Origin of the sequence: Caballeronia sordidicola (genome assembly GCF_002220365.1) — a bacterium.
In the GTDB taxonomy this organism is placed as follows: Bacteria; Pseudomonadota; Gammaproteobacteria; order Burkholderiales; family Burkholderiaceae; genus Caballeronia; species Caballeronia sordidicola_C.
In genome coordinates this window covers 1-14,203 of sequence record NZ_MTHB01000240.1, presented here as the reverse complement: position 1 = coordinate 14,203, position 14,203 = coordinate 1, and the positions used below count along the sequence as shown (strand labels likewise).

Sequence of the window (14,203 nt, the reverse complement as noted above, 5' to 3'; positions counted from 1 at the left end):
GCCTTCAGTTGAGTGACGTTTTCGATTCCCGACGCGAGCAATAGCGCCCGCGTGCTCACCCGCAGTCCAGCGAAAGGTCCGAGCGCTGTGACATCACGGGTGACCCCGGCTTTGGCATGCTCGACCAATTGATCGGCGAGCGTGATCCAGTACGCCGGTGCGGCAATCATACGGTAGTAAAAACCGAGCGTCTTACGATGCTCGGGCTCAAGCAAGGCGGGGTCTTCCCGAGCACGCTGCGCAATGAGCGCGCAAACCATCTTGAATGACGACATCGAAGGTCGCAGGCAGGCGCGGTCGCCTGAGGTGGGGGCATCGAGTGCTGACACCATGAACGAACGGAACGCCTCAAGCTCAGCCACCTGACGACGGCGGGCACGTTCAAGTTCATCTGCACCCCCGTTATCGCGAGAGGCTTGGATGCGCTGCGAGAGCGCCTGAGTTTCAGCTTGCTGCACGGCACGCTTCTCTGCCTGGCGCTCGGCCCAAGTACGATGGTGCGCGGTACTTCGTGGATGTGGCAAGACTTTGTCTTCGTTGCTCAATTGGTTTACCGAACGGGTGAAGCCGAGAGTAGGCGGAGTTGGCATGCACGGAATGGGAGGCACGGTCATGTTGAGTATCCTCAGTACAGCGTTCCGGCAAACCCATGGCACTTCTTGTACTTCTTCCCGCTCCCACATGGGCAGAGATCGTTTCTCCCGACCTTGCGACCGGCGACCATGGGTTGGGGTTTCTCAATGATCTGAGTCGGCTCAAACGGGTGAGATTCTGAGAACTCGCGGAGACGATGGAGCCTTTCCTCTACAAAGGCATCTACGCCGTCGTAGTCGTTAGCGCCAATCTTGAAATAGTATTCGGCCTCACGTAGGCCACCCAACACACTCAATTCCACATGATTCTTTTCGTAGGCTTCGCGGACCACCTCAAAAGACTCGAGCGCCCCTAGATCGGACAATGCCGAAACGAGGAAACCATTGATATTCGGATCGTTTGTCTCGTGCACGCGCAGCAGATCGGTCAGAATCTCGACGCATCGCGTCCTTTGTTCTGGATGGTCGCATCCCATTTGAGAAATCGAGTGAAACGTACAGATTCGAGCGAACTCCCCGTTTCTGGAATCGCGTGCATACGACTCGATTGATTCGAGCGATGATGGGCCGATCTTGCTGAAAACATCTGGGAATTCCTCTCCGATCCAATCATCGTCGTCTACGCGGGGTAACAGGGAGATCAAAGCTGGAATCGCCCCGACGGCTTTCAGTTCGGCGAGAATGCGCCACGCATGGATCGGTGCCATCGCAGTGCCAGCAAATTCCGATTCGTGCAGCGTATCGTCGTCCAGAATTCGTATCAAATCCGGCACGTGAGACTGGTCGAAGCCCGATTGCAAATATTCGTGCCAGGTGTCGGGATCCATGCGCGAACGGCACAGGTTCTCACCAAGATCGGCAAGCTGATCGAGTAGTTGAAAATACCGGTCTTCCATTAATTAGGTCCGTCTCGAATGATTTAGTGAAGGTGCCGTTCGGCGGGCTTTGTTCGGGAGGTTATGTGCCTGTCAGTCCGGAGGATCCAAATGATCCTGGAAGCTGGGATACGCAACAGGTGTTACATGTTACGAGAGCCGGAACCTCCAGATTTGAAATCGCTATTCTTCAAGACAGAAGCTTGGGAAACCCCCGTCCTTTTCAAATAATTTTGCCAGGCGCGCTTTCGCCTTCTCAAGCACGTGCAGCGGCATCGAAGCGACTTGCAGGTCATGGATCCCAAGAATCGACTGCACGTGTGCCGCGTCGTCCGATGACAGCGCCCACACGCCATTGGCATCTCCCTTAACGATGCACGCTTTGAGACTTTGCTCCGCCGCAACGAAGCTTGCTTCGTGCTGGATGCCGGTGTCTTTATCCGCGATGTAAAAGGTCCAGTAGGTTGTTTTCAGCAGTTCGCTTGCCGCATCGAGGTTGCCCTTGCCTTGTTTCAAGGTGGCGAGGGACAGGTGGTTTCGAAGTGAAATCGCGCGCCCGGTGCTCGCCGCAATCGGTAGCAGTTCTTTGCGCGTGAGTGGCGCGGATTGGCGAGTGGGCTTGCGAACGGGTCTGCGCTTCATGGAACGAGTGGTCAGAGCGACGGCGTTTTCGGATGGTTCGCGTGTTGACGGGCGTAGTATCCCGCCACTTCTTCAAGCACGCGCTTTTTCTCGGCCTGCACAGATTGATGTCGTTTGCAGCGACGCATGGCCGAGCACCTTTTACCCCACATCAACCGGCACGTCGTCGGCCACCGACTGTGTGCCGAACGAGCGCACCGCGAGTGCAAACGGCGTTCAACTCCCTACCGGTTCACCGCATCCTTAAACGCCTTACCCGCGGTGAACTTGACCGTCGTCGAGGCAGCGATCTGAAGCGCTTCGCCGGTTTTCGGGTTGCGCCCTGCTCGGGCCGCACGCGCACCCGTGCTGAAAGACCCGAACCCGATCAGTTGAACCGGGTCTCCCTTGACCACCGCGTTCGTCACGGCGCCCAAAAATGCGTCGATCGTTTCAGCGGCGGCGGATTTTGCGATGCCTGCTTGATTTGCCACTGCATCAATGAGTTCTTGCTTGTTCATTTTTTTGCTCTCCATTTAAGCGAACTGACAGCCGGTATGCGTGCCAGCCCGCAGGATAACGCACCGGGCACGCGACGGCGATGCGGAGCAACGCCGTTTCACGGCCGCAGCACCTTGCTACTGCGTCTGAGTTGGCCGCCGGCGGCGGCTATCCGCCGCCTTCTGAATAGTATTGGGCCGCGGCATCGAGCATGCGCTGCCGTTCGGCGCGCACATAAATGGACGTTGTCTGCAGCGAGGCGTGACCGAGGATGCGCTGAACGACGTCGATGGGCATGTCCCGGGCAACAGCCCGTGTACCAAAGGTGTGACGAAACGCATGCGCGGAAGTTTCCAGCAATTGCGCATGGGCGTCGTGCGATAAGACACCCTCCCGTAACAGCTCACCGGCGATCTGTTTGATACCCTGCCGGACCAGCCGCGCGAGCGCATCCGGGGCATACGCCCGCTTATTCTGCGCACGATCATCACCGTCGGTTTTCCCTTCGCTCGGGTCTTCGCCTCGGTGGTCGTCTTCAATACCGTGCTTGGCGCGTGCGCTCAGGGTCGCGGGAATCACCAGCGGGGCGATCAGCGGCGCATCGTCGCGAGCGGCATCGAAGTTTTCACCGCGATCAATCCAGTGCGCGCGCAGCGCGCGAAGCGTCGCCGCACTCACCGGCACCGTCCGCTGCCGGCGCCGCTTGCCGACCACGCTCAGTGCCCAGATCTCAACTTGCGCCGCACCGCCCTCCCCCGCTTTTTTGCCTGCCTTGACGGGTGCCGCGTGACGCACCGGACGCAAATCTTCCCGGCGAGCATGGGCGGCTTCTTCGCGCCGTAGACCCGACTCACCCATCAACAAAATTGCCGCGCGAGCGGTGCGCCACTGCCGTACCTGCTCCGGTGTTTCGTTCAACAGCTGGTCCCCGCAGCGCTGATCGAGTGCCCGGCGCACCATCGCCCAGAGATCAGCCGACAACGCGCGATCGACCTGCACCGAAACTTCCTTCGTCACCGTCGCGGGATCCGTCACCGCGCTCCACGGATTGCCCGCCAGATAGCGAACCGTCGTCAACCACGCGAACGCGGCGCGAATCGCGCGCACCGCATACGCCTGACTGTCAGCCGACAAGCCATCCGGCGTAAAGGGTCGCCACCGGCCGCTTGCTCGCGAGCGTTTGGGTCCCACAAAACTCGCCACCGGTCCCTTCAAAAAATCCTTGTACGCCTCGCAGTCTTCCACCGTCATCGACGAGAGCGCGACACCGCGCATCACCACCAGCCACAACACCAGCCGTTCGATTTCCTTGGTGTACACGCGCAGGGTCGGTGGCCGGTCGCGATAGCGATTCAGATACGCGTGGACCGCAGCAAGATCGTGCTGCGCGCGGATAAACGCGAACTCGCGCGCACGATTGCTGCCGTGCTCACCCGACAGCGCTGTCGGAATCGCGAGCCGCTCGAACGGCGCCAGTAACGGTGCCTCGACCGTGCCGCCGATTACGACCACGTTATCCAGATCGGAGGCCGGCACCAGCGGACGGGTGTCGACATCGGCGTCGATTTTCGCGCCGAGCGTGCGCTCGTGCCGGCGCAGCCAGGCGACTACCACCCGGGCCCGGTGCGGTCCGATGCGCGGTACTGATCGCCACCAGCTTCCGCCGTGCGAATTGCAGTAGGCGATCAGCTGACCCAGCGTGTTGATCCCCTCCCCCACAAGTCTTTTGGTCACCAGAGGGCGAAACCACAGACCGAGCCCATGATCGGGCGCGGGCACGGCTGCCGCCAAGGTCGACGCCTGCTCGACCATGCGCAGCGTCACGGCGGTGAGCTTTGCGCTGCCGTGCTGCTTGATCGACGCTTTCAGGTGGGACGCGAGCACCGCTGAGCCGTGGCGCAATGCGAGTTGCACCAGATCATCGAGCATCGTGCGCAGAAACCGCTCCATCGCATCGGGCGTCGCCGCCTGCGGCGAGACCGCGCGGTTATCGGGATCGTAATAGCGGCGCGCGATGACCGCCGGTGCGATGTGCTGCACGAACGCACGCAGCGCCGTGAAGTCGGTGCGCGTGTAAGTCCGCGGGGCCGGCAAGACCAACTGCTGGGTCTGGTTAGCCAAGCGCCCTCCTCCGCGCATCGAAGCCGCGTCGCGCAGGGGAAACCACGAGCTTCAAGCAGATCATTAGGTCAAAGTGAGAGGTAAAGTGCGATACCCCCGATTTTACGCATTAAAACCTTATCTGATAATAACAACTATCAGACTTGGTAAATCGATAGATAAATAGCAACGTACGACTCCCTGAGTTCTTTTGCTTCGACGCGTCGCTTAGATCAATGCATGAGAACTAAAGTTGTGAGACGTTTAAACCTTGGAAAGACCCCGATAACTTCGGCGCGGCGATCGCAACGGCGGCCATAATTGAGGAGGACTATTGCGGATCGCCGTATATTGGTTAGCTTGTTGCTCCGATCCAAGTCGCGCAGTTTAAGGCCATCGTCGCGGCAGCTCAGTCTGCGGTCGGTTGAAATTCGTGGAAATGAGCGAGACAGATCGTTAGTTGCATATGTCGCGAAAAACGCAGCACGTCGTCACAAGCGACCGTTTTAAGCTTTTGCCACATCAGTACGCAAAATTGTCACAATAACGCCGTCTCGTTGCTCCGTAAGTGGAAGGTTTCCGCGGACATTCACATTTCTAATCTGCGCTTTAGCGCATCGCTTGCAATCCATCCATTAATTGCCGTGTCGCGTAGTCTTGCACGAGCTTTTCGAAACCACGGACGACATCCGCTTCCATTTCGCGGACGCCCTTCTCCCCATGCAGATTCGATTTGCCCGTCGCGTTGAATCGGCGATTGAAATAGTCGCTCACTTCATCAATTTTCTCAGGGCTGTCCGAGTTGGTGTAGAGGACAGATCGGGCAGACGTGACATCGTAAAACAGGTTGTGTTTCCATTTGGGTACGAACGAGACAGGCTTCGACTCAGTGATTAAAAACGAGCCGATGAGTTGTAGCCGGTCCTTCTTCCCCTTCGGGGTCACAAACGTCCAGACCTTGCGAGGGAGGCGTTCCTTCAGTTGTTCAAGCAGGGGTCCGTCAGACCCGAGCGTACCAATGCGTCCCTCCTTCATATCAAGCGCGAAGTCCCTCCAGTGATAGAAAATATCCACATCTCTCTTAGAGGTTAACCAATGCGACACACGGCCTCCGGCAGGGAAATCCGCCGGAAAATTTTCCAACCCGTTTTAACGTCCTCGACAGCACTCGTTTTGAGTGTCTTCCCCCGGCGTACAACAGAGTGCCCTCTCGCGCCGTCACCCATTGCCATCATCGATGACGACGGCCAAGGCCAACCGAGCGTCTTCAAGCTCTTGGACTGCTGCAGTTAGACGTGCAAGTTCCAACGCGGAAGCCTGTCGCTCGCCTACCGCGGTGAAGCGAGCCTCTATCGCAGCCGCCGCAGCTTGCACTTCGCGAGCGGCCTCGGCCACTCTTGCCAGCGCAGCGGCCTCGCGAGGATTTGAATTTTCAACTTTCATGCTTGTATTGTAGTTTCATTCCCGCGCATTATCCTCTCGCCTACCGCTGAAAATCTGCCGCCTCCAGGCGGATGGAAGCCGCCGCGAGTCGACGCGCCTTGCGCTCGGCGATAGCAACGATTCGGTGGCAGCCGTCATTGAAGATCTTGAGCACACGGGCCTCGTCCGCATCGGATTGAAGCCAAAAATAGTCTTGCAACGATTCACGAGATACCGTGCATTTCACGATGCGTCCCGCAGCGATAAGTTCGAAGGCGACCGCGAGTCCGCCGTCAACGACGATGGCTTCAATCAAATTGGTTGCGTTCATTGCCATCCCCATGCGACCCGATGATCCTCTAACGCATGGCGACATACCTGAAGCATCCGCTGAACGACTGTACTCGCCGGGTTCAACTTCATGTCGCCCGTGAAGAGACCCTGAACGTCGGCTTGTTTTAATGCAATGCCCACGCCGCGAACGTCGCGCTGCGCAATTTGCAGCGCCAACTGCCCAAGGCGAACGCGATCAAGCCACGGCAGACTCAGCCGGTTGCGCGAAAGCCACGACCGACACGAGATCGCCACGTGATCTACTCGACAGTCACTGGTTAGCGCGTAAGTCGCCGCCGCCGTGGCGACCGGATAACACAGCAGGTCAGCACGCGCGTCGGCAAGGAGACTCATTTCACGGATTTTCATACCTTCACTATTGCAAAAAACACCGAAAGAAGATGGCTAAAATTCGCCATTTAATTCTTCGCAAGCCGTCACCAGTACGTCGCGTCGCGATGGTTTCTTTAGAGGCCGCACGGGTCAACATCTCCACACCGATTCGTCCGATCAGAGGTCGCGGCAGACAGAGCGACACCTACGAATCAGTGTTAGCCGCCACTGCGACGATAGCACGCAAGCTTACGCATTTGGATACCGGTTCGTCCAATCAAAAGTAGCAGTTGACTGATTCAAGTACGTGAGTTGACTCCAAAAATGCTGATCGCCCATGCGACAGCCACAGCGCCTCATGGAAGCATTCAGCGTATCATTTTAGAAATCACGGAACCCCTGGAACGAGCATCGCGACGTCGCCGCGCGACTCCCATCGAGCAACAAAATGGACGTAAATCAATGACGCAGGCGCTAGCCAAGTTCCATCTCAGTCATGGGCCTAAAAACCGACCGACCCTCGTCTTCTTGCCCGGAGCTCTCATTCCGCCAAACGCCATCGCACCTGTCACAAGAATGGTCAAGCTCCGGGCCATCGGTGTGGGCTGGCTCGAGGGTGCCGGCCCGCACGATCTTCACTCGGTTGCAGAACGTGTAGCCCTGCTAATAACAGAGATCGGACCAACCGTGCTGATAGGACATTCGGTAGGAACGCCGATCGCGGCGCTCGCCGCTGCGATCAATTTACGCTCGACGAAAACGAACGTGGTTGGTCTCGTGCTGAGCAATAGCGGAGCGAACACAAAGGGACATGGCGATGTCGAATCGGTTATCGAGCGCGTCCTTCAGACATGGGGTCCGCCACTGTGGAAAGCCATGACCGAACGCTCGCTCGGAAGCGTCTGCCCCGCCGAGCTTGTGGACTCGTTTATGACATATCCACGCCGCATTACTGCTGAGGCGACCGCCGAGAGCTTGCGCAGTTTGCAACAGACTGACCTCACAAGCATGCTCACTGAACTATCATCCCTTCCCACCGCGGTGGTTCATGGAAGTCGCGACCCGGCTCGCACTTTGTACCACGCACAAAGCCTGCTCAACGGTATTGCGGGTTCGAGGCTTGTGGTGCTTGAAACGGGCCATACGTCGTGCGTCGAAGCGCCAGAAGAGTTCGCCGAGGTAATAAGCTCCATCGTTGAACGGGGCCTAAGAGCCGGCATTGGAAGCGCAGATTAGCTGCTTGCCTGTCGGAATCAGAAAACGTGTGTGCGAGGCACTACAGATCCAGATCAGCGAGCGCCCTCTCCTCTTGCCGTCTCGCACTCGCCGACCTTCGCAGACCATCCAATCGTTCCCTATGCACAACACACGCAGGCGGCTATACAAGCTTGCGTCAGAGCGCAAAGCCCAATCTATTTAGTTAAACTTAAAAAAACATCGGGAGCGTGAGCGATGCGATTCTGCCAAACATTGGAGGCACAAATCTCGAGTTGAGCCTTCGGCGACATTCGTTTGCAAACCAAGGCGAGCTAACTGAGCATGACATCAAACGGCGGCTCATTCTAATCGTTTAAGCGCAAAGGCCCTCTCCGACCGAGTTCTGCTTCGGCGCGCGCGCGGCGCTGTGCAACTATCGAGCGGCTCCGTCTTGAAGGGCTGTGCCTTGACGAGGGCTGCATCCTGTTTTAGATCGAGGCTCTCCACCACTTTTAGGATTACTAATTTATTACTTACGACTCGCTCACTAATCGCATACGGTACTGACTTACTTCTGATTGCAGTAACGGCGCATAGATCGTCACGTTTGCGTTGTCGATACTGCGCTTATCGTGAGCGAGTGCGCTAGTTTTCGGAGATTGACTTCGGACGAGGGGCGCCGAGACCATAGCTTTCGCTGTGCTTCTTTCCCTTTGCGTGGCTCATGATCGTCTCCCAGCGACCCTAGATTTTTCGTTACAAGTATCAAATAATCAAACCGTACTGGGTCGCATGAAAATCAATAGTCCAACCCGAGAATGAGAGATCTGCATCCCTAGATAGCGAAGTGCACGTCACGTCTCTTTCGCCCCACCTCCACAGCTACGATCAGACCGCTAGGTATACGGTGTCACCTGCAGGTGCGGTGTGTTCGAGTGAGTGTGGTTGCTCACTGCCCCGCCGCCTCTGTCATCTCCTGGAGTCTGCTGACCGAAGGCGGGCGGGTATCGAAGGTTTTCTCGATGGCGGACGGGCGCAGCAAGCAACTCCAGGGGTACTTCTCGAGAGTATGCGATTAGCCATCAGGTCGCGGCATTAGGTTGCGCAACCAAATCTTTTCGAACGCCGGCGCATGTAGCCCGAAGGAGCTGCTTCATATCCGCGAGGTGTGCGGAAATAGCAGCTGCCAGGGCGGGTTTGATGTTGGACTTAGCGCTTTTCTTCGGATCGCTCTCTACGCGAACGCTAACGCTGGCGACTGAAGGTACGGACGTACATTTCTCGGCAAACACAGCGTCGTGTGACGGTGATGCGCTCAGCAACCGATCGGCTCTAAGTGCTGCAGCAAAATCCAGTTTCCAACCGGCGGCGGACACGCGAGCGCGCGGCTCACGGCAATCGCGAATAGCGATCTCGTTGCCATCCGCAGAAATCTCAAAGCGGCGGTTGATGGCTTCGTCGAAAAAGACTTGCCCGGCGTGATGTGCTGCGAGGGCGTCAACGGCTTTGATCTCATTCAAACGCGTGCGTTGTTCGTGAATCTTTGCGTGATGGGAGCGAAGTTGGTGACCAAAATCGACCGGCGAGCGGAGCAAAGAACGGAGATAGCTGATGGGGCGTTTCGCCGCACTCAGGTGTTCCCAGGTGACTTCGACCACGTCTGTCAGAAGCTTGCCGTGTTGCTTTGCTTCCCGCATGAGTTTGAAAACTAAAAATTTATGAAAACCCAAGCTCAGCAGACGCTGAAGGTCCAGCGGGAGCGTGCCTGGTTGTCTCTTTTGATTCTTAGGGAATAGATCCTTATATATAACTCCGTCTGCCACGGTGGCAGACGGGGGGATGAGCAAAGGATCCTGTTGGGTGTCGGCTTCTGAATTCTGTGGGCCGGCGTTAGGGGATTTCGACGTTTGTGCCGAAACTGGTGGATTTTTGTCTTCGACGAGTCCCAGCAGCTCGGCTGCTTTTTCCGTGAGATGGATATAGGCACGTCCGAATAGGCCCGCATCACCGTGGCGCTTCTGGGGTGCTCGCACGATGAGGCCGACTTCGGCAAGATCATCAAGACTGCGGTAGAACGTGCGCATGGACTGCAGTGCGCGACCGGTGAGGAGTTCTCGACGGGCGAAGATAGCGGCGTACGGCTTTTGAGCGTCGACGGTACGGGCGAGTGCCGCGAGGAGGGCGCGTGAGCGTGAAGGAATGGCTGCAATGTGATTAGCGCGGTGCGCTGCCCGGAAGACTATCCAAGGCAGGTTGGAGCGATCACACGCGAAGTCCCCGAGCGCTTCATTGTCGAGGTTTGTAGAGTCTATTTCGAGCGGGGAAGGGCGATCGTCACCCTCGCCAGCAACGAAGCGTTGCGCGATAAGCATAGTCATGCGTCCATTTTCAAAAAATGGAGGACAAACGCTTGACTGACAGTCGCTTTCCGCTACACTCCGATTTGTAGGTGCTTCGCCCGATTAGCCGTCGGGGGAGTGCAGCAGAGGGCGATGCAGCAAGCCCAATTCGAAAGGCCTCCGGAATTAGCCGTTCCGGAGGCCTTCGTTTTTCTAGTGATTAAGTTGCAGCCATTTATTCAGACCCTCGATGTTGGAAAAGACAACGTTCATAAAATCAACGACTTACGATTTCGGATCCGATGGATGTGCGGTAGATTGCTCCGCGGCCCGTTGCTCTAACACAGCTTTAATTGCTGCCGTCACTTCTGCCGCTTCTTGGTCAGACTGAAACTGTAGCCGCACAACATTTTTCGCTGTTCTGATTTCACAGTACACGGCGCGGCCCGTCTTAATTTTGCTGACAGTCGCGGCTTTCGCCGGTGATTCAGGACTTCCTTTGGTACTCGCTAACCTCACTGCCTGACCTTCGTCGACCTCTTTGTCGACCAAGCGTCTTACTACCTCAATCACTTTTGCATCGTTTCCGTTGCGAGCAATCGCCGCCAAAGCGGAGCCCGCCTTGGCCCCGAGTAGACCCGGTTGCGTCTGGAGTATCTCGTGGACGCTGTTGGGTAGGTCCGCGAACGCCATCAAACGCGATATCAAACTTGCATCAACGCCCGCCTGCTCTGCCAATTGCGCTTGAGTGGTTCCCTGTCTTTGTTGCATTTGCGCAAAGCCAAGATACTTTTCGTAGTCGGTAAGATCCGACTGCATCAGATTGGCGTAAAAAGCTCCGGAATTGGCTTCCTCCTCGGTGGTCTCATCAAGCACGCATCGAATCGTCTGGCGTCCAATTTCTCGAAAAGCGTCCGTTCGATGATGCCCAGACACTATTTCGAAACTACCGTCTGGCCGTGGGCGGACTACAACCGGATGGATTAACTTGTTATGGCGAAGGTTTTCCCTTAGCTCGACGTATTTTTCCCTAGACATGTGGCGTCGCCGCCTGGAGACCTCGACAAGCTGCACTAGAGAAATCTCAACCCCCCCACGTGCGCCCTTGGCAAGTTGCTCCCGCAACGCAGCGTTCTCGGCCGACATGGCTTCGAGCTCCCTGTCTTTTTCCGCGAGGATAGGCATCGCCGCCAAAAATTTACCCGGTCCTGTCTTAGGTTCCGCATTGGGGTCGGCGATCCGCGGAACCCGACTCAGGGGCGCGATAGCGGCAGTCTTTGCTGCCATTTTCTCTTTGATACTCATTTGCCCTCCAACTCCGCGCCCCAGAGCGCGAAAATTTCCTGATCGATCATTTCCGCGAGGCGGTCGTAAGCTTCGCGCGCACGTTGATAAGTCTTCGTGCTTCCGTCGTACTTAGAAATGTCATACACAGTTCCAAACTCCGTCGACGCACTAGATGTGACGGTGGTCGTGGGTATCTCGATTGGGAGGACATGCCTTTCGTAGGTCCTGTTGATCCACTCGCGCACTGCATAGGTTGCAGACTGACTCGAGTCAACCTTCGCCAAAAGAACATGGATAAAGTCGAAATGCTTTTTTAGATCTGGGACTATCGATTTCATGCTTTTCGCCAAATCGGTGAAAAGAGACCAGAATTGCGTTGATGACGCGTAGTCAAGCGCGCTGGGAGGCGTCGGGACGATTAATCCGTCGGCGGCCATAAACGCGTTGATCGTCACATACGATAGGGCAGGGGGCGTGTCGATGATCACCACGTCATATTTATCGAGAAGCGGCTCTAACCCGTGGTTCAGGACATCCCAAAACTTGAAGTTTCGATCTTTAGATTGCTTGAACGGAAGGAAAAATTCCGCCGCAAATAAGGCCGCGCTGGCCGGAATGAGGTCAATTCCATCCCAATAACTGGGCTGAACGGCATATTCTAGGCTAGTCTGATCGCCATAGATGAGCGGTAAGATGGTCTCTTCCTCCGTGACCTCGCTATCCGCCAAAATCCCGTTCAGCGCGCTCAGTGATGCTTGAGGATCCAAATCAACGAGTAGGACACGTCTGCCGAAAAGCGACAAGCCTTGGGCTAACGTCATCGCCGTAGTGGTCTTGCTCACGCCACCTTTGAAGTTACCAATAGCAATTTTTTTCCCTTTTACGCCGACAGGGCGTTTTGGAAACGGACCGACCTTGCTAACCCACTCTCGAGCCTCTGCGAGGGTAAATTCCCTCGTGCGAGGTAAGATCGTTCCTTGGGGAAGACCGAGGTCAGTTTTTTCCCAATAATAGTTAACCTTTTTCCGATCGATTCGGCAGAGTGCCGCGAGTTGCGAGGTCGAGAACACCGGCGCACGCTTACGCGGATGCGGCGCAAGCATGCTTTCCCGTACATTCATGAGCATCTCGCTAGCGTTCTGCGCTATCCCCTCAATGTCATCAAGTTCCACTCGAAGAGGGACATGTCTGACTGCGTGCGCAATCGTGACGATTGGTTTGCTTACAGCCATATGCAATGTTCCTTGCTACTTTAACGACCGTGGGTGGAATCTGACTTTGTCGCCATTATTTGACGTAAAAGCCAAATAATGGCGAATTGATCGAAATGTACTAGGTAAACATCACGGTCGCAAGTTAACTTTTCAGCTACATATTTGCCGCGATGGCCGTGGCTGTTGGGCTTGGGAGACGTTTCTCGAAAAAATCTATCGCTCGACGACACTCATCTAGCGCGCGGCAATCGAAGAGATCCGCTGCGAGCGATCCAAGCCGAGGAAATTTTCACAGGTCACGTTCATGGCATGTAGAAGTCCGGTAACGCGACTCACCTCTTTTAAGTGTGACGACTCGTATTGGTGGTTTATCGGCCGACTTTTAGCATGGGGGCAGTAGCGGCGGTCGTACCATTCTTGGTTTGGGTGTTTATCGGCGCGAGTCAGCGTGAAACTACTAAACATTTGGCGGGTAATGTCAAATTTATGGACCGTTGCCGCGTGCTCCATCGGGCGCGTTTCTAGGACGAAGGAGCGTGCGGCGAAAGAGTCGGTGCATTGACGCGGCATGTTGAGCCAGTACCTAACCTTGCGGCGCGATAGGAATGGCGGGCGATTGGCGTTGCCCGGGCGGTGGAGGACAACCGACGCGCATCGTGAAGGAATAACGCCGCGCAAGCCCCTTATAACGGCTCCCCCGCACCAACTTTGCGAAATCGTGGAACACTCGCAATCTTTTGCGCGTGGCAAAAACCTTCGGATAATCAACGGCTAACGCTCGCCCACGCGAAATGTTCCACGGCGAACCACTGTCACGCGCGGAACAGCGCTTATTGGTAGCGCCGCCGAGTACGGAAACCAAACACCCTTCCGCAAAACCGCCAAAGCGTATCAATCGATACGTAATTTGTAAAAATCGCGCGCTTCTTGCGCCCTAACGTGATCTCCGGCGCTGGGGCGGAGCGGTAGAAAGCGATCAACGGACCTGCGCCGTTTTAGCCACTGCCCGCGAAGGCGGGGCATTTCCGCAACACGCGCTCTTTTATCGGCCTGACACCCATCGCATTCGTCACAATATTTGGTATGTTTAGTCAGAGGCGTGAAACGGTGGTTTTGCGATCGTGGGGTAGGGCGCCCTGATAAGAGTCGCGCAGTCACCAACGTCTCACGTGTGGCAACTCAGGGAGATCAGACATGCTGCGATGGTTAGCAAGTTGGGCGGCTCGCTACGCGCCTACCGTGGAGCAACAGGCTCAAAAAGCGTTGCCAGAGTTACGCATGGAGCTATTCCAAGCTGAGCAACGAATCCTCGATGCACAGGTACACGCCGACTACTACCGATCGCGGTTGGTGTTTTGCGAATCGGTTTTAAAGAACGGTATCGAACA

12 protein-coding genes and 2 pseudogenes are annotated in these 14,203 nt (G+C 56.3%); 2 read left to right on the top strand and 12 right to left on the bottom strand.

The features are described from left to right. From BSU04_RS33430 to BSU04_RS33390, 9 genes and pseudogenes are all read right to left on the bottom strand, one after another. Positions 1 to 458: hypothetical protein (locus BSU04_RS33430; protein WP_144021432.1), on the bottom strand; the 458-nt coding region annotated here is incomplete at its 3' end. Positions 459 to 625: 167 nt separating this feature from the next. Beyond that, positions 626 to 730: pseudogene (locus tag BSU04_RS45900) on the bottom strand (SEC-C metal-binding domain-containing protein); the annotation flags it as partial. A gap of 159 nt (positions 731 to 889) precedes the next feature. Then, positions 890 to 1,420: pseudogene (locus BSU04_RS48155) on the bottom strand (zinc-binding protein); the annotation flags it as partial. Positions 1,421 to 1,651: 231 nt separating this feature from the next. After that, the gene (locus tag BSU04_RS33420) at positions 1,652 to 1,984 is read right to left on the bottom strand and encodes a hypothetical protein (protein WP_144021431.1); all 333 of its coding nucleotides are present in this window, start codon (positions 1,982 to 1,984) and stop codon (positions 1,652 to 1,654) included. A gap of 350 nt (positions 1,985 to 2,334) precedes the next feature. Further along, positions 2,335 to 2,610, bottom strand: coding sequence for an HU family DNA-binding protein (locus BSU04_RS33415; protein WP_089164553.1), 276 nt, complete (start codon positions 2,608 to 2,610; stop codon positions 2,335 to 2,337). A gap of 148 nt (positions 2,611 to 2,758) precedes the next feature. Continuing rightward, positions 2,759 to 4,711 carry a site-specific integrase gene (locus tag BSU04_RS33410; RefSeq protein WP_089164552.1) on the bottom strand — a complete coding sequence of 651 codons (1,953 nt, stop codon included), beginning with the start codon at positions 4,709 to 4,711 and terminating at the stop codon, positions 2,759 to 2,761. Between the two features lie 588 nt (positions 4,712 to 5,299). Further along, positions 5,300 to 5,833, bottom strand: a complete 534-nt coding sequence (locus BSU04_RS33405; RefSeq protein WP_256983649.1) for a hypothetical protein — start codon at positions 5,831 to 5,833, stop codon at positions 5,300 to 5,302. Between the two features lie 340 nt (positions 5,834 to 6,173). Further along, positions 6,174 to 6,428 (bottom strand): DUF1488 domain-containing protein, encoded by a 255-nt coding sequence (locus BSU04_RS33395; protein ID WP_256983648.1) that lies wholly within the window; start codon positions 6,426 to 6,428, stop codon positions 6,174 to 6,176. 11 nt (positions 6,429 to 6,439) lie between these two features. Then, complete coding sequence (locus tag BSU04_RS33390; protein ID WP_256983647.1) at positions 6,440 to 6,799, bottom strand: hypothetical protein; 360 nt, start codon at positions 6,797 to 6,799, stop codon at positions 6,440 to 6,442. A 303-nt stretch (positions 6,800 to 7,102) separates the two neighbouring features. Here BSU04_RS33390 and BSU04_RS33385 point away from each other — a divergent pair, with 303 nt between their 5' ends. Then, positions 7,103 to 8,014, top strand: a complete 912-nt coding sequence (locus tag BSU04_RS33385) for an alpha/beta fold hydrolase (RefSeq protein ID WP_089164548.1) — start codon at positions 7,103 to 7,105, stop codon at positions 8,012 to 8,014. Between the two features lie 1,043 nt (positions 8,015 to 9,057). On the opposite strand, the gene BSU04_RS33380 is transcribed toward BSU04_RS33385, so the two are convergent. From BSU04_RS33380 to BSU04_RS33370, 3 genes are all read right to left on the bottom strand, one after another. Next, positions 9,058 to 10,347 carry a hypothetical protein gene (locus tag BSU04_RS33380; protein ID WP_089164547.1) on the bottom strand — a complete coding sequence of 430 codons (1,290 nt, stop codon included), beginning with the start codon at positions 10,345 to 10,347 and terminating at the stop codon, positions 9,058 to 9,060. Between the two features lie 252 nt (positions 10,348 to 10,599). Beyond that, positions 10,600 to 11,619, bottom strand: coding sequence for a ParB/RepB/Spo0J family partition protein (locus BSU04_RS33375; RefSeq protein WP_089164546.1), 1,020 nt, complete (start codon positions 11,617 to 11,619; stop codon positions 10,600 to 10,602). After that, a complete protein-coding gene (locus tag BSU04_RS33370; RefSeq protein ID WP_089164545.1) occupies positions 11,616 to 12,833 on the bottom strand; it encodes a ParA family protein in 1,218 nt (405 codons plus the stop codon). Before BSU04_RS33370 ends, BSU04_RS33375 begins: the two co-directional genes overlap by 4 nt. A gap of 1,176 nt (positions 12,834 to 14,009) precedes the next feature. On the opposite strand from BSU04_RS33370, the gene BSU04_RS47210 reads away from it, so the two are divergent. Beyond that, positions 14,010 to 14,203 (top strand): hypothetical protein (locus tag BSU04_RS47210; protein ID WP_089164544.1); only part of this gene is annotated, 194 nt, incomplete at its 3' end.